The 19,465-nt window shown below is 56.3% G+C and carries 16 protein-coding genes; 10 read left to right on the forward strand and 6 right to left on the reverse strand.

The annotated features are described in order from the left end of the window. Window positions 1–13 precede the first annotated feature (13 nt). The 8 genes from NQT62_RS11815 to NQT62_RS11850 all read left to right on the forward strand — a co-directional run bounded on the left by NQT62_RS11815 (window position 14) and on the right by NQT62_RS11850 (window position 8,365). Complete coding sequence (locus tag NQT62_RS11815; RefSeq protein ID WP_256764922.1) at window positions 14–694, forward strand: ABC transporter ATP-binding protein; 681 nt, start codon at window positions 14–16, stop codon at window positions 692–694. Between the two features lie 56 nt (window positions 695–750). Next, window positions 751–3,288, forward strand: coding sequence for an FtsX-like permease family protein (locus tag NQT62_RS11820; RefSeq protein ID WP_256764923.1), 2,538 nt, complete (start codon window positions 751–753; stop codon window positions 3,286–3,288). Continuing rightward, entirely contained in the window at window positions 3,285–4,406 is a 1,122-nt protein-coding gene (locus tag NQT62_RS11825) for a lipocalin-like domain-containing protein (RefSeq protein WP_256764924.1), read from the forward strand. The genes NQT62_RS11820 and NQT62_RS11825 overlap by 4 nt, the downstream gene beginning before the upstream one ends. Window positions 4,407–4,415: 9 nt before the next feature. After that, complete coding sequence (locus NQT62_RS11830; RefSeq protein ID WP_256764925.1) at window positions 4,416–6,218, forward strand: ABC transporter transmembrane domain-containing protein; 1,803 nt, start codon at window positions 4,416–4,418, stop codon at window positions 6,216–6,218. A gap of 100 nt (window positions 6,219–6,318) precedes the next feature. Then, complete coding sequence (gene thyA / locus NQT62_RS11835) at window positions 6,319–7,113, forward strand: thymidylate synthase (protein ID WP_256764926.1); 795 nt, start codon at window positions 6,319–6,321, stop codon at window positions 7,111–7,113. Next, entirely contained in the window at window positions 7,113–7,685 is a 573-nt protein-coding gene (locus tag NQT62_RS11840) for a dihydrofolate reductase (protein ID WP_256764927.1), read from the forward strand. Before thyA ends, NQT62_RS11840 begins: the two co-directional genes overlap by 1 nt. A gap of 12 nt (window positions 7,686–7,697) precedes the next feature. After that, entirely contained in the window at window positions 7,698–7,970 is a 273-nt protein-coding gene (locus NQT62_RS11845; RefSeq protein ID WP_256764928.1) for an oxidative damage protection protein, read from the forward strand. 89 nt (window positions 7,971–8,059) lie between these two features. Then, a complete protein-coding gene (locus NQT62_RS11850; protein ID WP_256764929.1) occupies window positions 8,060–8,365 on the forward strand; it encodes a hypothetical protein in 306 nt (101 codons plus the stop codon). A gap of 36 nt (window positions 8,366–8,401) precedes the next feature. On the opposite strand, the gene phoU is transcribed toward NQT62_RS11850, so the two are convergent. The 6 genes from phoU to aceE form a co-directional block, all read right to left on the reverse strand. Beyond that, window positions 8,402–9,103 (reverse strand): phosphate signaling complex protein PhoU, encoded by a 702-nt coding sequence (phoU, locus tag NQT62_RS11855; protein WP_256764930.1) that lies wholly within the window; start codon window positions 9,101–9,103, stop codon window positions 8,402–8,404. Between the two features lie 205 nt (window positions 9,104–9,308). Then, window positions 9,309–9,965, reverse strand: a complete 657-nt coding sequence (gene rpiA / locus NQT62_RS11860; RefSeq protein ID WP_256764931.1) for a ribose-5-phosphate isomerase RpiA — start codon at window positions 9,963–9,965, stop codon at window positions 9,309–9,311. A gap of 78 nt (window positions 9,966–10,043) precedes the next feature. Next, a complete protein-coding gene (locus tag NQT62_RS11865) occupies window positions 10,044–10,238 on the reverse strand; it encodes a YqaE/Pmp3 family membrane protein (protein ID WP_256764932.1) in 195 nt (64 codons plus the stop codon). Window positions 10,239–10,337: 99 nt separating this feature from the next. Beyond that, window positions 10,338–12,119: a dihydrolipoyl dehydrogenase gene (gene lpdA, locus NQT62_RS11870; RefSeq protein WP_256764933.1), complete on the reverse strand. Its 1,782-nt coding sequence runs from the start codon at window positions 12,117–12,119 to the stop codon at window positions 10,338–10,340. A 10-nt stretch (window positions 12,120–12,129) separates the two neighbouring features. Then, window positions 12,130–13,482 carry a dihydrolipoyllysine-residue acetyltransferase gene (gene aceF / locus NQT62_RS11875; RefSeq protein WP_256764934.1) on the reverse strand — a complete coding sequence of 451 codons (1,353 nt, stop codon included), beginning with the start codon at window positions 13,480–13,482 and terminating at the stop codon, window positions 12,130–12,132. Window positions 13,483–13,514: 32 nt separating this feature from the next. Further along, window positions 13,515–16,214 (reverse strand): pyruvate dehydrogenase (acetyl-transferring), homodimeric type, encoded by a 2,700-nt coding sequence (gene aceE / locus NQT62_RS11880; RefSeq protein WP_256764935.1) that lies wholly within the window; start codon window positions 16,212–16,214, stop codon window positions 13,515–13,517. A gap of 211 nt (window positions 16,215–16,425) precedes the next feature. On the opposite strand from aceE, the gene NQT62_RS11885 reads away from it, so the two are divergent. Both NQT62_RS11885 and NQT62_RS11890 read left to right on the forward strand, forming a co-directional pair. Continuing rightward, window positions 16,426–18,765: a PAS domain-containing sensor histidine kinase gene (locus tag NQT62_RS11885; RefSeq protein ID WP_256764936.1), complete on the forward strand. Its 2,340-nt coding sequence runs from the start codon at window positions 16,426–16,428 to the stop codon at window positions 18,763–18,765. Further along, window positions 18,765–19,412 (forward strand): response regulator transcription factor, encoded by a 648-nt coding sequence (locus NQT62_RS11890; RefSeq protein ID WP_256764937.1) that lies wholly within the window; start codon window positions 18,765–18,767, stop codon window positions 19,410–19,412. The genes NQT62_RS11885 and NQT62_RS11890 overlap by 1 nt, the downstream gene beginning before the upstream one ends. Window positions 19,413–19,465 lie beyond the last annotated feature (53 nt).

Consider the following 19,465-nt stretch of genomic DNA (forward strand, 5'->3'; position numbering starts at 1 on the left):
TGAAGGCGCTGACATGCAGCATCCGCAGCCGCTAAACAACCTGCCACTGGAAGTGCAGCACCTGGGCAAGTCATTGGGGGGTGCCCAACTTTTTTCGGATGTCAGCTTGCAGTTGCAGGCCGGTGAAACACTGGCTGTCGTGGGTGAATCAGGCTCTGGAAAGTCCACCCTGCTCCACCTCATGGCGGGTCTGGACAGCGCCGACAGCGGTGATGTGTTGTGGCAAGGCGAGAACATTCAGCACTGGTCAGCCAATCAGCAAGCTGCCAGACGGCTTGAGCATGTGGGCCTGGTATTTCAGGCCTACTACCTGATGCCCCACCTCACCGCACGTCAGAATGTTGAGTTGCCATTCTTACTGGCAGGGAAAACACCCGACGAGGCTCACTGCATGCGCTTGCTGGAACTGGTGGGTGTGGCAGACAAAACATCGCGCTACCCCCGTGAACTGTCGGGTGGCGAACAGCAGCGTGTGGCGATTGCCCGGGCTCTTGCTTTGACTCCGCCATTGCTGCTGGCGGATGAACCCACCGGTAACCTGGACGAAGACAATGCGGACAATGTATTGACGGTTCTGCTGGACGCTTGCAAACAACAAGGCTGCGCCTTGGTCATGGTCACGCACTCCGAACGTGCCGCTGGCCGCTTGCAGCGCAAACTGAATCTCACCCAACACCGCTTGGCTGGAGGCTGAACGTGAAGGGCTTTGGGCCGCGTTTGCGATTGATGCTTCTGCTGTTGCAAGGTGCTATGCGGGATCAACCAGTGAAATGGTTAATCACCACATTGTCCATTGCCGTGGGCGTGGGCCTGGGGCTGGCCGTGCACCTCATTCACCAAGAAGCTTTGGCGCAGTTCAACCAGGGTGTTCAACAGTTTTCGGGGCAAGCGGATGTTCAACTGCTGCCCCACAACCAGTGGCTGCCCGACACCCTGTTGGAGACCATCGCGGAACTGCCCGAGGTGCACACGGCAGCACCCGTGATTGACCAGCGCGTGCGTTTGGAAGGTTTGAATCAAACGGTGCGTTGGCTGGGGCTGGATGTGTTTCAATCCGCAGCCATCACGCCCAACTTGGTGGGCCAAGTCGACAGCAGTGCCGCTGCACCAACACGCGGTGAAATACCACTGATTGCCAGCAACACCGTATTTATCAGCGCCAGTTTGCGTGAGGCTCTTCACCAGCAAGCCCATGCGCAAAAAAGCCAGCGAAGCCCCGTTGTGCTGGCCGACATGAACGGAAAACCCGTGCGCTGGATGATTGCCGGCAGTTTACCCGCTGCTGGTAGCGGCCAACTGTTGGCCATGTCCGACATCGCGGCCCTGCAGTGGAAGCTGGGCGCCATCGGCAAGATATCCCGTGTGGACATCAAGTTACAGGAAGGTGTGCGAGTGGACGCCTTTATGGCAGCGCATGCCAAAACCTTTTCAGCTGTCGGTCGGTTTGAAACACCCCGTGAACAGTCCACCCGTGGCGCCGCTGTTTCGCAGGCATATCGGGCCAATCTGTCCATTCTGGCGATGGTGGCGCTTCTCACGGGTGGCTTTTTAAGCTTTTCAACACAGATGCTGGCCGTGGCGCAACGGTCCCGCCAATGGGCTTTGCTGGCGGCCATGGGAACATCTGTCACTCGGCTGCGACTACAGGTGCTGTTCGAAAGCGCCGTGTGTGGCCTGGTGGGCTCAATCCTTGGGGTTGCACTGGGGGTTGGTCTGGCCCAAGGGGTGGTTGAAAAACTTGGAGTAGACCTGGGGGCTGGCTATTTCAACACGGCGAGTCATGCACTGACAGTGCAGCCCCTGGATGCCCTGCTCTTTATGGGCTTTGGTCTGCTGGCCACCCTGCTGGGCGGACTGGCACCGTCTCAACACACTGCCCAGATGGCGATTGCGCAGCGCATGCGGGCTGGCACTGAAGAGGCGGGGCTTCGGTTTGCCAACCGGGCGCATTGGCTGGGCTTGGCCCTGTGTGCGCTGGCGGTGGCCTGCCTTTGGATTCCGCCTGTGGGCAACATTCCCGTGGGTGGTTATTTGGCGGTGGCACTGGGGCTGTTTGGTGGCATCGCATTGTTGGGCTTGGCAGTGCGGTTGTTTGTGCGTCCACCCGAAGCACTTCACACACTCGGGCAATTGGCCCGTTCTCGGCTGGCCAGTACACCCAATTTGCTCAGTGTGGGTCTGTCGGGTGTGGTAGCCAGTTTTGCCCTGGTGGTGGCCATGCATGTCATGATTTTCAGTTTTCGCCAGTCGCTGGATGTGTGGCTGAACCAGGTGCTGCCCGCACCGCTTTACATGAAAGTAATCGATGTGCAATCACAGTCTATTTCCCCAAACCTGCAAACACTCATCCAGCATGCAGCAGGTGTTGAACGCGCCGAGTTTTGGGGTAGCCAAAGTATGGTGTTGGACCCGCTGCGCCCACCGGTGGAGTTAATTGTTCGACCCTTGGACATGACCCAAGCCGACCAGCGCTTGCCCCTGATCGGTGCTCAACACCCAGCCTTGAAAACAGACCACATTCCGGTGTGGGTCAGTGAGCCCATGGTGGATATTTACCGATTGCACAATGGCAGTACCTTCACTTTGCACCTGGACGGTGGGCTACAACTGAACGCGCAGGTGATGGGTGTGTGGCGAGACTATTCCCGCCAGCACGGCGCCATCGTGGTACCCAAGGCGCAGGTCATGCGCCTGGCGACACAGAACAACAACCCACTGCGAGACACGCAAGGCGCCATCTGGCCCAGCGCAGGCACAACGCCTCAAACCATTGTAAAAAACCTGACAGCCCAACTGGTCAACACCGGTGAATCAGCGCGGTATACCTTCGCCGAACCGGGCGAGATCAGGCAAGCAAGCCTCGCGATTTTTGACCGCAGTTTTGCGGTGACCTACTTGCTGGAAGTGGCTGCTGTGGTGATCGGCCTGTTTGGTGTGGGCACCACCTTTTCAGCCATGGCCTTGCAACGGCGACGCGAATTTGCATTGCTCGGTGCCATGGGGGCTACACGCAAACTATTGGTAAGACTGCTGGTGCGTGAAGCGTTACTGTCCAGTGCACTGGCCGCAGGCATGGGCTTGGCAATCGGCTTGTCATTTGCGGCTATTTTGGTCTTCGTGGTCAACCCACAGTCCTTTCACTGGACCATGGAATGGTTTACCCCTTGGCGGGATTTGCTGGTCATGGTGGCAGTGTTGATGGTGATGTCAACCTTGACGGTCACCCTGGCGCTGCGCAGCCATTTGCAACACCAATTGCTGATGCAACTCAAAGAGGACTGGTCATGATGATGAACAGGCGTACCTGTTTGCAGTTTTTGGCGGCTGCCGGCGTGACAGTACCGCTTGCAAACCCGGCCCTGGGCAGGGCCAACCGACTGTACGACCAGCCCCGTGCCGACCTGACTCCCCAACTACCCCGAGACCACGGCCCACATCCCGGTTTTCGAACCGAATGGTGGTATTTCACCGGTTGGTTCAACAGCCCCGGTTTGGCAAGCCCACTGGGCCTGCAAATCACCTTCTTCCGCTCGTCGCCCGAGGTGGATGTCGACAACCCAAGCCGGTTCAATCCCAGCCAATTGTTGTTTGCACATGCAGCCGTTGCCATGCCCAGCCAAGGCCACTTGGTACACGCACAAACCATACGCAGGGCGGGCTCGGGGCTGTCAGCCATTCGAAACACACCAGCCAAAGTGCTGGACCTGCAAATGCCAGGCTGGACCTTGTCCAGCCAGAACGGTGATGCATGGCAGTGTCACATTCAGGCTCAAGAAATGAGCCTCATGCTTCAAATGGCACAAACCCAAACGCCTTGGTTTCAAGGCAACAACGGATACTCACGCAAAGGGCCCGGTGAAACCCAGTCCAGTTACTACATCACCCTACCCCACTTGAAAAGCAGCGGCACTGTTCAAGTGGATGGCAAGACACTGCCAGTGGAAGGCAGTTTCTGGATGGACCATGAATGGTCCAGCACGGTGCTGGCACCCGATGCGCAGGGTTGGGACTGGGTTGGGCTGCAAGGCACAGCGGGTGAATCGCTGATGGCGTTTCAAATCCGCCCAAAACCAGTGCCTGGAAAAATGGTAAAGCCCATCTGGACCCATGCTGCACTGCGCAACGCGCAAGGCCAGGTACACACCTTTAACACAGTGGAATTTCAAACCTTGCAAAGCTGGACATCACCCCGCACAGGCGTGGTTTACCCCGTCGAACAGGTGTTGATTCTGGACAGGCAACGCTTCCATGTGAAACCCATGATGCCCGACCAGGAACTGGATGCCCGCACCAGCACTGGCACACTGTATTGGGAAGGTGCCGTGACGGTAGAAACCACGGGCAGACAACGATGGGGGCATGGATACCTCGAAATGACCGGGTATGATCGGCCCATGACCTTGTAAGCCCCAATCATGAACCAGACCACCGCACCGATCTCCTTGCCTGCCAACCGGTTTAAAACACTGGGGAATACGCTGACCAGCCTGCTGAAACCCCACAAAGCATGGGCTGGCGCAGCGCTGGCAGCGCTGCTCACAGGCTCCGCCATGTCACTGAGCATGCCCATGCTGTTTCGCTGGCTCATCGACAGCGGCTTTCTTCAAGGCCAACACCCCGAGGGCCTGAACCGGGCCTTTGGTTTGATTCTGCTGGTGGTATTCATACTGGCGGTGGCCACCGCCTGCCGCTTCTATTTGGTGACCACGCTGGGCGAGCGCATCTCGGCCGACTTGCGCAACCGGGTGTACGGGCACCTGTTGATTCAACGGCCTGAATTTTTTGAAACACTGAAAGTGGGTGAAGTGCTGTCGCGGCTCACCGCAGACACCACACTCATTCAAACATTGGTGGGCAGCAGCCTGTCTTTTGCACTGCGCAACAGCCTGACCACCCTCGGCGGTTTGGTCATGTTGGTATTGACGAGCCCCTACTTGTCGGGCGCAGTGCTGGTACTGGTGGTGGTCGTGATGGTGCCCGTGGTGGTGCTGGCCCGCCGCGTGCGGACCTTGTCGCGCGCCAGTCAGGACAAGCTAGCCGACAGCAGCGCCATTGCGCAGGAAGTACTGAACCAAATCACCACCGTCCAAGCGTTCAATCAGGAAGGCACGGAGGCTGCCAAATTCAACGCGTCGTCTGAGCGCATGTACACCACCTCCAAACACCGCACGGTCAACCGGGCAGCCCTGCTGTTCGTCGCCATCGGTTTGGCCTTTGCAGGCTTGGTGGTGGTGTTGTGGATGGGCGCCAAAGCGGTGGCCAACGGCCAAATGAGCGGTGGCGAATTGGCCCAGTTCGTGATGTACGCAGCTTTTGTCGGCGGTGGTTTTGCCGCACTATCCGAAGTATTGGGTGAATTTCAGCGTGCCGCGGGCGCTGCAGAGCGCCTGGTGGAGTTGCTCAACCTGAACACCATGATCCGCAGCCGCGGCCTACCCTCGCCCCAACAACAGGGCGGCTTTCACATTGAATTCAACCACGTGGATTTTGCCTACCCGTCAGCCCCGGACAAATCCGTGCTCAGTGACTTCAACCTGACCATACGTCGGGGTGAAACTGTCGCGGTGGTAGGCCCCTCGGGTGCCGGCAAGTCCACCTTGTTCAACCTCTTGCTGCGCTGGTATGACGTTCGCAGCGGCCAGATTCTGATCGAGAACACCCCCTTGGAGCATCTGGATGTGACCGGCTGGCGGGAACACTGCGCCTACGTGTCTCAGGAGGCTGTGGTGTTCTCAGGCACCTTGGGTGACAACGTGCGCTATGGCAAACCACAAGCCAGTGAGGCCGATGTACTGCAAGCCTTAACCGATGCAGCAGCCATTCAGTTTGTGACACGCTTGCCAGAAGGCTTGAACACCTCCGTGGGTGAAAAAGGCGTACGGCTCAGCGGCGGCGAACGTCAGCGGGTGTCGATTGCACGGGCTATTTTGCGCAACGCAGGCCTGCTGCTGCTGGACGAAGCCACCGCCAGCCTGGACGCCGAAAGTGAACGCTTGGTGCAGCTGGCCATTGAGCAGTCCCGCCACGGGCGTACCACATTGATCATTGCCCACCGCTTGGCCACCGTCATGGCCGCGGACCGGATTGTGGTCATGAACGAAGGACAAATCGTGGAAATGGGCACCCATCGGGAGTTGATGGCGCGACAAGGCCTGTATGCAAAACTGGCATCGCTGCAGTTCATCGACCAAAAGGCCGAAAAACACCTGCTTGCCTGAACGAACTGGGGGATTGAACAGTTAAACTGGAGGCATTGGTGGGTAAATCATTCATTGGTATACCCACGTATCGTCTGTTCACTGACCGCTGACTTCGCCCATGAAACAATACCTCGACCTGATGCGCCACGTGCGCGACCACGGCACCGACAAAATGGACCGAACAGGTACAGGCACACGCTCGGTGTTTGGTTACCAGATGCGGTTCAATCTGCAAGATGGTTTCCCCATGGTGACCACCAAAAAACTGCATCTGCGCTCCATCATCCATGAACTGCTGTGGTTCCTCAAAGGCGACAGCAATATTGCCTACCTGAAAGAAAACGGGGTGAGCATTTGGGATGAATGGGCCGACGAACAGGGTAACCTCGGCCCAGTGTATGGTGTGCAGTGGCGCAGTTGGCCCACCGCCGATGGCCGACACATCGACCAGATTTCGCAGTTGATGAAACAAATCAACAACAACCCGGATTCCCGCCGTCACATCGTGAGCGCCTGGAACGTGGCTGAAATTGACAACATGAAATTGCCCCCCTGCCACGCCCTGTTTCAGTTTTACGTGGCCGACGGCAAGCTGAGCTGCCAGCTCTACCAGCGCAGTGCCGACATTTTTCTCGGCGTACCGTTCAACATCGCGAGCTATGCATTGCTCACCCACATGGTGGCGCAGCAGTGCAACCTGGACGTGGGTGACTTCATTTGGACCGGTGGCGACTGCCACCTCTACAGCAACCACATGGAGCAGGTTGACACTCAACTGCAGCGGGAACCATTGCCATTGCCACAGTTGGTTATTCACCGAAAGCCGGACAGCATTTTTGACTACCGCTTTGAGGACTTCGACATTGTGAATTACCAGAGCCACCCCCACATCAAGGCACCGGTGGCCGTGTAATGAAAGTGAGTCTGATCGCAGCCGTGGCCCGCAATGGCGTCATTGGCATTGAGAACCGCTTGCCCTGGCACCTGCCCGAAGACTTGGCCTATTTCAAGCAAACCACACTGGGCTGCCCTGTGCTGATGGGTCGAAAAACCTATGAGTCCATCAACCGCCCATTGCCCGGGCGCTTGAATGTGGTCCTGACCCAGCAAACGGATTGGGCTCCTGCCCCCGCAAAAGACGGCAGCCCCCGTGCGGTGATTCACCCCCCACAAGCATTGCCCGCTGGCGGGGAAACAGCCATTGCCGTCGCAAGCACTCTGGAACAGGCATTGGCATGGTTAGCTCCGTTTGACCAAGTTTTTTTGATTGGCGGCAGCAACCTATATGCACAGGCCGTGGAACAAGGCTGGGTAGACACGCTTCTACTGACCGAGATCCATGCAGATTTCGCGGGCGATGCGCAGTTTCCAGCCTGGCCAAAATCACGGTTCCACGAAACACATCGCATACACAACCCACCGGCTGGCGAGCGGCCGTGGGGTTTCGATTTTGTCACATATGAAAAAACAGCCGCGCCGCTGTAACAAGGAGTCAACATGGCACGCACCGTACACTGCATCAAACTTGGCGTAGAAGCCGAAGGTCTTGATTTTCCACCCGCACCGGGCGAACTGGGCAAGAAAATTTTTGAAAACGTGTCCAAACAGGCCTGGCAGGAATGGCTGAAAATCCAAACCATGCTGGTCAATGAAAACCGTTTGAGCCTGGCCGACGTGCGCGCCCGCAAATACCTGATGGAACAAATGGACAAGCATTTCTTTGGTGACGGAAACGTACAAGCCGCGGGCTATGTTCCGCCAGCCAACTGATCCACCCAGGGTTGCATTGGCGGCCTTTTCAGGGCCGCCCAGCGGGCGCATACTGGTCACTGACTCGGTGAATTTAGCCGGAGGTGGACATGGCGCCCAAATCCAGATTCGCACAATACCTGCTCTACGACTGGTTGTTTCAGGATGTCAATCAGGCTGAAGTCTTCAGACGCCACGCTGCGATCGCCCACAACAAAGCGCATCGCCGCCATTTGCTCACCTACATGCGCCGCTGGTCGGTGCTGACCAGCAGCCTTTTTCTTCTTGGGATGGGTATCGAGACCACCGGCTCAAGCCTGTGCGCGGTGTTCTACGTGTTGTCGGTGATGGCTGTTAGCCCAACCATTCGGGTATTTACCGCCTGGTGGATGATGGGCAGACCCGGCTACTGGTAAGCCGTGGGTGGCCTCAATGGCCAACCCCGCTGCTGTTTATTCGTCAGACGCTTCCTGGGCAATGGCCTCAGGACCGCGATGGCGAACATCCCGGCCTTTGACCATGTACACCACATGCTCCGACATGTTTTTGGAGTGATCGCCAATCCGCTCAATCGCCTTGGCGATGAAGAGAATTTCAATTGAGCGCGAGATGGTTCGTGGGTCTTCCATCATGAAGGTGATGAGCTGCCGCAAAATGGCCTTGAACTCATCGTCCACTTCCAGGTCCGCTTTCACCACTTCAGCCGCCGACACCGCATTCACGCGGGCATAGGCGTCCAGCACCTTGCGCAGCATGGCAATCGCACTGCTTGAAATGCGGTGCAAATCCACTTTGGGAACAAAGTTCTTGCCTGCATCGGCAATCATCATGCCCATGCGGGCCACTTTCTCCGCTTCATCACCAATGCGCTCAAGGTCACGAATCATCTTGATGGCCACAATCACCGAGCGCAGGTCCACGGCAGCCGGTTGACGACGGGCCAGAATGTGGTTGCACAGCTCGTCGATTTCCATTTCAATCTGGTTGACTTCCTGTTCGCGGCGAATCACTTCCTTGAAAATATTCGTGTCGGATGCGCCCAATCCTTCGATGGCCGACACAATCTGATTCTCAACCAAACCACCCATCTGCAGCACGCGAGAGCGCAGCGATTCCAGCTCGGCGTCGTATTGTTTGGAGGTGTGTTCAGTCATTGTCTCTTCCTTGGGTGCAATTTTTTGGGTGAATGCCACGCTGATACTGTGTCACAGCCGTGTGACAGGAATTTGTCACATGCAACACGTTACGCGATTTAATTGTGCCACGTTCTCGCGCGTTGGGGGGTGTAAACACCCCAAGCGTGTGGCCTCAGGCTACTGAAAGGCTGATTAAAGCCCGCTGCAACGCGGTTGGCAGAGCTTAGCGCAGCGTCCTGACGCCTTCGGGCGAACCGATCAACACCACATCGGCTTTGCGCAGGGCAAACAGGCCATTGGTGACCACACCGGGCCAATGGTTGATGGTCTGTTCCAACGCCACAGGGTCAGTAATGCGCAATCCAGATACGTCCAGAATAACGTTGCCATTGTCGGTGGTGAACCCTTCCCGCAACTTCACCTGACCACCCAGCGCGGTTAACTTTCGTGCAATCGCCTGTTGGGACATGGGCAGCACCTCCACCGGCAAGGGAAACCGCCCCAATACATCCACCAGCTTGGAAGCATCGGCAATGCACACAAACTGGCGGGAAATATCGGCCACAATTTTTTCTCGGGTGAGCGCACCACCACCCCCTTTGACCAGGTGGTAGGCGGGGTCAATTTCATCGGCACCGTCCACATACACCGACAGTTCCGTGACATCGTTCATGTCGACAATGGGCACGCCGATGTCACGGAGTTTTTTCTCTGAACGCACCGATGAGGACACAGCCCCTTTCAGCGCAATGCCCGCCTCGGCGAGTGCATCAATGAAGCAGTCCACGGTTGAACCAGTGCCCACGCCCAAAATGGTGTTGGGTGTGACGTATTGAAGCGCGGCTTTGGCCACTTGCTGTTTGAGACTGTGTGCGTCCATGAAATGTGCTGAATATGAATGAGAACAATCGGTCCGAGTGGCGTGCGCAACCCGATGGGTTGCAGAGCCTGGAAAGCATTACCCCCGGTGACCCAGGGCTTCTTTGATGCGTTGGTCTGTTTTGTACTGGCTCAAGGCATACACCGCCCACAATGCGGCAGGAACCCAGCCGATCAGCGTGAGTTGCAGAACCAGGCAAATCAAGCCCGCCAATGGGCGACCAATGGTGAAAAACAACACCGGGGGCAAGAATATGGCCAGAATCAATCGCATGGTCGCCTCGCTAAAACTGTATTGTAAAGCCAGCAAGCCTATAAAAAAGCAAGCCACCCGCACCGCGGAATGGCTTGTTCAAGGTCCCGACCGAAAGAATTACTTCTTTCGAGCCGGTGGCAAATCCGTGCAGTGGCCTTCAAACACTTCAGCAGCCATGCCCACACTCTCGCACAGCGTGGGGTGGGGGTGAATGGTTTTACCGATATCGGTGGCATCGGCCCCCATTTCAACGGCCAGACAAACCTCACCAATGAGATCGCCAGCACCCATGCCGACAATACCGCCGCCCAGCACCCTGTGCGTGGCCTCATCAAAAATCAACTTCGTAAAACCGTCGTCTGCGCCGTTGGCAATGGCCCGCCCCGACGCAGCCCAAGGAAATACCGCTTTGCCGACTTTGACGCCTTGGTCTTTGGCCTGTTCTTCCGTTAACCCAACCCAGGCCACTTCGGGGTGTGTGTAAGCCACCGACGGAATAACCCGTGCATCGAAGAAAGACTTTTCACCAGCAGCAGCCTCTGCAGCCACATGGCCTTCATGCACCGCCTTGTGGGCAAGCATGGGCTGACCCACAATGTCACCAATCGCAAATATGTGCGGCACATTGGTGCGCATTTGCTTGTCCACCGGGATGAAGCCCCGGTCAGTCACCGCCACACCAGCATGCTCTGCACCAATTTTCTTGCCATTCGGTGTTCGACCCACGGACACCAAGACCATGTCGTACAACTGTGGCTCTTTGGGGGCCTGCTCACCTTCGAAGGTCACGAGAATGCCCTCTGGCTTGGCCTCCACCGCCACCGTCTTGGTTTTCAACAGAATGTGATCAAACCGGGGGGCATTCCGTTTTTGCCAAACCTTCACCAAATCCCGATCGGCACCCTGCATCAGGCCATCCAGCATTTCAACGACGTCCAGACGGGCACCCAACGCGGAATAGACCGTGCCCATTTCAAGCCCGATAATGCCGCCGCCCACAATCAACATGCGTTTGGGAATTTGCCGCAATTCCAAAGCCCCGGTGGAATCCACGATGCGGGGGTCATCGGGAATGAAGGGCAAATGCACAGGCTGCGAACCAGCCGCAATAATGGCTTTGGCAAACTGAATGACCTTCTGGCTGCCATCACCGGCGGTCACCGTCAGGTGATTGGGGCTTGCAAACTCCCCAACACCCTGCACCACCTGAACTTTTCGAGCCTTGGCCATACCGGCCAAACCGCTGGTCAGCTTGCCCACCACACCCGCCTTGTGAGCGCGCAGCTTGTCCAAATCAACCTGGGGTGCTGCAAAAGAAATGCCATGTTCACCAATGTGTTGTGCTTCTTCCAGCACTTGGGCTGTGTGCAGCAAGGCCTTGGAGGGGATACAACCCACATTCAGGCAAACGCCGCCCAGGCTGCTGTAACGCTCGACCAGCACCGTGTTCAATCCAAGGTCAGCACTGCGGAATGCAGCCGAATAACCCCCAGGACCAGCGCCTAACACCAGCAGGTCGCAAGTGATGTCCACATGGCCCGCATAACTGGACGCAGCAGATGCTAAAACAGCAACAGGCACTGGGGCGGTTACTGCAACAGCCGCCGGTGTGGCTGCAGGTGCCTGTGCTTGGGATGCAGTCACCGCGGCCGCGTCGGCAGAGCCAGCGTCCGCGTCAATCTCTGCAATCTCTGACCCTGTGCTGACCTTGTCTCCCAGCTTGACCAACAAGCGGGTAATTTTTCCGCTCGTCGACGCTGGAATTTCCATGCTGGCTTTGTCGGATTCAACCGTGATCAGCGACTGCTCTTTGCTGACCACATCGCCTTCTTTCACCAACACCTCGATGATTTCAACCGAGTCGAAATCCCCGATATCGGGAACAATCAATTTGTTCATGTTCGCCCCCTTACAGCAACACTTTGCGCATGTCGGCCAACACAGCCGCCAGCTCAGTGGTAAAACGGGCCGCCTGCGCACCGTCAATCACACGGTGGTCATAACTCAAGCTCAACGGCAACATCAAGCGCGGCGTAAACTCTTTGCCATTCCACACCGGTTTCATGGCGGACTTGGACAAGCCCAAAATGGCCACTTCGGGTGCATTGATGATGGGTGTAAACAAGGTTCCGCCCACGCCACCCAGCGATGAAATGGTGAAGGTCGCGCCCTGCATGTCGCCACCCTTCAACTTGCCGTCCCGCGCTTGGGCAGACAATTCACCCAGCTCGGCCGCAATTTGGGAAAACCCTTTCTGGTCCACATTCTTGACCACAGGCACCACCAAACCCTGCGGTGTATCTGCAGCAAAACCAATGTTCCAGAATTTCTTCAGGATGAGTTTGCTGCCATCTTCGGACAAAGAACTGTTGAAAGCCGGATATTTCTTAAGTACAGCCACACAAGCCTTCATCACAAAGGCCAGCATGGTGAGCTTGACGCCCTGCTTGGCCAAAGCGGCGTTGGTGTCCACCCGGAATTTCTCAAGGTCGGTGATGTCGGCTTCGTCGAATTGGGTGACGTGCGGAATCATGACCCAATTGCGGTGCAAATTGGGGCCTGACAATTTCTTGATCCGCGACAGTTCCAGTTCTTCAGTTTCACCAAACTTGGCGAAATCCAGTTTTGGCCAGGGCAGCAAATCAAGCCCAGCACCGCCGCCACGTTGTGGCGAGCCAGAGGTTCCACCGCCAACCAACACACCCGCCACAGCGGCCTTGACGAAATTGCGTACATCATCGGGCGTGATGCGGCCTTTTGGACCCGTGCCGCTCAGCTTTTGCAAGTCCACACCCAACTCACGGGCAAACTTGCGCACCGATGGGCTGGCATGTGGCGCATTGGCCGATGGGGGCATGGGTACGTGGGCTTCAACCACGGCGGCGGGTGTAGACAAGACTGGGGCCACCACAGCAGCAGCGGGTGCCGCCGACTGGGCTGGCGCTGGCGCAGGCGCTGAGGCAACAACAGGCGCTACCGCTTTGGCTGTCTCGACAGCGGCGGGCTCAGCTGTTGAGCCTGAGGCAGACACTGGGTCTAACAACATCATCAAGGTGCCTTGTTTCACCTTGTCACCCAGCTTTACCTTCAATTCCTTGATAACACCCGCTTGCGGGCTGGGGATTTCCATGCTGGCTTTGTCAGACTCCACCGTGATGATGGACTGCTCGGCCTGCACGGTGTCACCCACTTTCACCAACACTTCGATCACTTCAACCCCGTCAAAGTCACCAATGTCGGGCACTTGAATTTCAATGGTCATGGCATTCCTCTCGACTGTCTTGTTGCCCGAGCTTATGCGTAAGCTGGGTTGACCTTGTTGGGATTGATTCCGTATTTCTTGATCGCTTCGGCGGGCGCTGTGGCGGGCAGTTTGCCTTCATCGGCCAGTGCCTTCAAAGCGGCCAACACCACAAAATGCTTGTTCACCTCGAAGTGCTCGCGCAGCTTGTAGCGGAAATCGGATCGACCAAACCCATCCGTGCCCAGCACCTTGTATTCACGGCCTTTGGGCATGAAGGGACGAATCTGGTCGGCAAACAGCTTCATATAATCGGTCGATGCAATCACCGGACCTGCACTTTGCTCCAGTTGAGCAGTCACATAGGCTTTCCTGGCGGGTTGCTCGGGGTTGAGCAAATTGTGCCGCTCTACATCCAGTCCTTCACGGCGCAACTCAGTAAAGCTGGTGACAGACCATACATCGGCGGCCACGCCCCAGTCTTGCTCCAGCAACTCGGCTGCTGCCAAAGACTCGCGCAAAATGGTGCCCGACCCCATTAACTGCACACGCTTGTCGCTCTTGATGCCCGCTTCACGGCACACATACATGCCTTTGATGATGCCCTCTTCAGTGCCAGGCTTCAGGCCTGGCTGGGCATAGTTCTCGTTCATGACGGTGAGGTAATAGAACACGTTTTCCTGGTCTTCCACCATGCGCTTCAAACCGTGCTGAATGATCACAGCCAACTCGTGGGCAAAAGTAGGGTCATAGCTCACGCAGTTGGGAATGGTGGAGGACAGAATGTGGCTGTGGCCATCTTCGTGTTGCAAGCCTTCGCCATTGAGCGTGGTGCGCCCGGCTGTTCCACCCAGCATGAAACCACGGGCTTGCATATCGCCGGCAGCCCAAGCCAGGTCGCCAATGCGCTGGAAACCGAACATCGAATAGTAGATGTAGAACGGAATCATCACCCGGTTGTTGGTGGAATAGGAGGTGGCTGCCGCAATCCAGCTGCTCATGGCACCAGCTTCGTTGATGCCCTCTTCCAGAATTTGGCCGGCTTTGTCTTCGCGGTAGTACATCACCTGGTCTTTGTCGACTGGCTCGTACAACTGGCCTTGGGATGAGTAAATGCCCAACTGGCGGAACATGCCTTCCATGCCAAAGGTGCGGGCTTCATCGGGCACAATCGGTACCACGCGGGAACCAATCTCCTTGTCACGCACCAGTGCAGTCAACACCCGTACAAAGGCCTGTGTGGTGGAAATTTCACGACCTTCCTTGGTGGGTTCCAGCACAGCCTGGAATGCATCCAATCCAGGCACCTTCAACTTTTCGTCAGCCTCGCGGCGGCGCTTGGGCAAATATCCACCCAAGGCTTTGCGGCGTTCGTGGAGGTACTGAATTTCCGGCGTGTCCTCGGACGGTTTGTAGAAGGGCACCTCGGGCAGTTTGTCATCCGGAATGGGAATATTGAAACGATCCCGGAATTCACGAATGGACTGATCGTCCAGCTTTTTCTGTTGGTGCGTGGTGTTTTTGCCCTCACCAATTTTACCCATGCCAAAACCTTTCACGGTTTTGGCCAGAATCACGGTGGGTTGACCCTGGTGCTCCGTGGCTGACTTGTAGGCGGCATACACCTTGTGCGGGTCGTGGCCGCCGCGGTTTAAGCGCCAAATGTCCTCATCGGTGAGGCGCGCGACCATTTCCAGCAACTTGGGGTGTTTGCCAAAGAAGTTTTTGCGAACATAAGCTCCATCATTGGCCTTGCAATTCTGGTATTCGCCGTCCACCATTTCTTCCATCACCTTTCGCAACAGGCCCTCTTTGTCACGGGCCAAGAGTGGATCCCAATACCCGCCCCAAATCACCTTCAAGACGTTCCAGCCAGCACCGCGGAATTCACCTTCCAATTCCTGAATAATTTTGCCGTTGCCGCGCACCGGGCCATCCAGACGCTGCAGGTTACAGTTCACGACAAACACCAGATTGTCGAGTTTTTCCCGTGCAGCCAAACCAATGGCACCCAACGATTCAGGCTCGTCCATTTCGCCGTCGCCGCAGAACACCCACACTTTGCGCTTGGACGTGTCTGCAATGCCCCGGGCATGCAAGTACTTCAAGAAACGGGCCTGGTAAATGGCCATCAAAGGACCCAGACCCATGGACACCGTGGGGAACTGCCAGAAATCGGGCATCAACTTGGGGTGTGGGTAGCTGGACAACCCTTTGCCATCCACCTCCTGGCGGAAATTGTTCAACTGCTCTTCGGTCAAACGGCCTTCCAGGAAAGCGCGAGCATAAATACCGGGGGACACGTGGCCTTGAAGATACAGAAGATCACCACCGTGGCTGTCATCTTCGGCGTGCCAAAAATGGTTAAAGCCAACACCCAACATGGTGGCCAGTGAAGCGAATGACGCAATGTGCCCACCCAAGTCACCACCGTCGGCAGGCTCTTTGCGGTTGGCCCGCACCACCATGGCCATGGCATTCCATCGCATCCAGCTGCGCAGACGTTCCTCGTATTCCATGTTGCCGGGGCAACGCTCTTCCAGATGAACGGGGATGGTATTGACGTAAGCGGTATTGGCCGAGAAAGGAATGTAAGCCCCACTGCGACGGGCTTTGTCAATCAACTGCTCCAGCAAAAAATGCGCGCGCTCGGGGCCTTCGCGCTCCAAAACAGCTTCCAGGGCATCTAGCCACTCTTGGGTTTCCTGAAAGTCAGGATCGTTTGATTGTGGAAAATTGGGCAGTGCAGACATTCCTTCCTCCTTGGGGATTCTCCTGTTTGGACGGCTCAGGCTTGTGGCTCGGCCATCATGTTCCAATTAGAGTAACATGCCTAATTCTGAATTTTTCAAATCGCGATGTTGATTTTCATATTATGGAATGATTTAGGGTTATCCACAATTCTTGGCACGAGCGTCACCAGGTTTTGTACACTGGCGTATACCCACTTCTGATGATGTTCCCGTGCGCCTGATCGATCAACCTCGTACCAGCCCGTTGGTGTGGGCTACCCCGCTGGTGGGGATGATTCTATTCATCCTGGCCATGGGCGCCTTTTTTTACAATTTGTACGCAGAAGACCAAAGTCAGGCCCAACTGCGGGTGACCCGTGATGTGGAAAATGCCCGCAACAACATTCGCTCCCGTTTGCTGGCCACGCAAGACCGAGTGACACAAATTGCTCGGGGAGTTGAACATCGATTGAAAGGTGGACCCGACACCTTCAAAACCGCCGCCAATGCATTGTTGGCTGAATATCCGGAAATCAACTCCGTCATGGTGATTGATCTCGAGCGCCGGGTCACTCAAGTGGCATTGCCACCCTTGCGCTCCTCCGACACCATTCACCCCTTGTATCAAACCGTGGAAGATGCAGAAAGTTACTGGGCCTTCAACACGGCGCGGGAGACCCGTCTGCCTGTGTTTTCACGGCCTTTTTTGGCAGAGTCCAATGCGGTCTACATGGAAATTCACAGCCCAATTTCGGAGGATGGCGAGTTCAAGGGCACCGTGGTGGCCACCATCCCACTAAACGATCTCTTGGCAGACGCTTTTCCGGACACCTTCATCAAGCTGTACTCGGTCAGCATTGTGGATGGGGGGGGTAACCCGATTGCGTCCAACGTCAGCCGCTCGGTGGACAACGCCAAACTGAGCCACGAAGTTCCCTTGGAGCCACCGGGTCACGGCCTCAAACTGCGGGCTGTTCTCTACAAAACCAGCAGTGAACTGTTTTCCAATATGCTGGCCTGGACAGTTCTCGGTTTGTCGGTCGTCATCATCTGGAGTTTTGGCCTGTTGTTCCGGCACGCCAAGTTGCGTAGCCGCGCCGAAAAGCGTTTGCTCGATGAGACCAAATTTCGACGCGCCATGGAAAACTCGGTGATGACCGGCATGCGTGCCATCGATCTGCAAGGGCGCATTACCTACGTCAACCCCGCATTTTGCAAAATGACTGGATACACGGAAACGGAACTGGTCGGCATGACGCCACCCTTCCCTTACTGGCCTGAAAATTCGCAGGAACAGCGCCGACATTTGGAGCTCATTCTGACGGGCAAAGCGCCCACCAAAGGGATTGAAGTGCAAGTTCGCCGGCGTGACAACACGGTCTTTGATGCGCGCATGTACGTGTCTCCCTTGGTCGACAGCGAGGGCAACCAAAGCGGCTGGATGACCTCCATGACGGATATCACCGAGCCACGTCGCATTCGGGATGAACTGGCTGCCGCTCACCGGCGCTTCGTGCGCATTCTGGAAGAACTGGACGCTGCGGTCAGCATTCGCTCTGCTGAATCAGCCGAAGACGAATTCATTTTCGTCAACAAGCTTCATCGGGAATGGTTTGCCAAGGCTTACCCGCCGAAGTACCCCAAATCCGGTCGCATCAAACAACCGTCCTTCGAGCCTTTTGAATGGTTCAACCCGGTGAGCACACGGTGGTATGAGGTGCGGCGACGCTCAATTTCCTGGGTGGATGGTGCCACGGTTGTGATGCAGGTGGCCACCGATATCACGTCTCGCAAGGAGGCCGAAAACATGACCCGCCAGCAGCAAGAGAAGCTGCAATTCACCTCCCGGCTAGTCACACTGGGTGAGCTGGCCTCCAGCCTGGCGCATGAAATCAACCAGCCGTTGGCGGCCATCAGCAATTACAACATGGGCAGTGTTAATCGATTGAAGTCCGGTCGCGTAAGCCCAGAGGAGTTGCTACCGGTGCTGGAGAAGGTGAATGTTCAGGCACAACGCGCGGGTGACGTAATCCGGCGGATTCGAGAATTTGTGAAGCAACAGGAACCCAAACGCAGCCCCTGCTTGCTCAGCAAGATTGTGGACGATGCGATCGGCTTTTCCCAGTTGGAAGCCACCCACCGGGGTGCGCGCATCGAGTGTGCCCTGCCGGACCCCAACATTCAGGTGCTGGCTGACCCCATTTTAATTGAACAGGTGTTGATGAACCTGATCAAGAACGGGCTGGAAGCCATGGAGCACCTGAGTAAAGATGAGCGGGTGATTGAAATTGATGTGCATGCAGCGCAAAACCCTGTTCGGGTTGAAGTGCGCGACCACGGTACCGGCGTGCCGGAGGACATTCGCCAACGCCTGTTTGAATCCTTCTTCACGACCAAAAGCGAGGGCATGGGCATGGGTTTGAACATCTGCAGGACAATTATTGAGTATCATCAAGGTCAGTTATGGGTCGAACCGGCACCAGGCCGCGGCAGTGTTTTTAAGTTCACATTGCCACTCGCTATCCAGACTGATGCCCTGTCACACCTTGAACACGTCACGGAAAAACCATAATGTTGCACACCAATACCCGAAACGACGAGCTGCCCGAAACGGTTTTCATTGTGGATGATGATGAGGCGGTGCGGGATTCCCTGCAGTGGCTGATTGAAACGGAAGGTTACCAGGTGCGCTGCTTTGAAGACCCTGAACAGTTTTTGCAGCAGCTTCAATGGCCTCAAATCAGCGTGCTGCTACTGGACATCCGGATGCCCAAGTTATCGGGGCTTGAGGTGCAAAAGATTTTGAATGACCGAGGCATACCGATTCCAACGGTATTCATTACAGGCCATGGCGACGTCACCTTGGCGGTCGAGACCATGAAAAATGGTGCGGCAGACTTTCTGGAAAAGCCCTTTGATGAGGCCAAGATCAAGTCTCTGATCCACCAACACATGGCAAAGGCCAAAGAGGTGGCCGAAAACGCTCGGCTGGATGAGCACATCAACCGCCTGTACTCCAAATTGACCGCCCGTGAACTGCAGGTGTTGGAGCGTATCGTGTCAGGCCGTTTGAACAAACAGATTGCCGATGACCTCAACATCAGCATCAAAACCGTGGAAGCACACCGCGCCAACATCATGGACAAGCTGCAGGTCACGACTGTGGCAGACCTCCTGAAAATTGCCCTGCGCAAATCCCCTGAACTGGCCCAATCGTAATGCCTTCTGCCCAAGATGCTCCTGTAAAATGGAGCATCTGTTTGCCGCGTTGG

The organism is Limnobacter humi, assembly GCF_024518835.1.
In the GTDB taxonomy this organism is placed as follows: domain Bacteria; phylum Pseudomonadota; class Gammaproteobacteria; order Burkholderiales; family Burkholderiaceae_B; genus Limnobacter; species Limnobacter humi.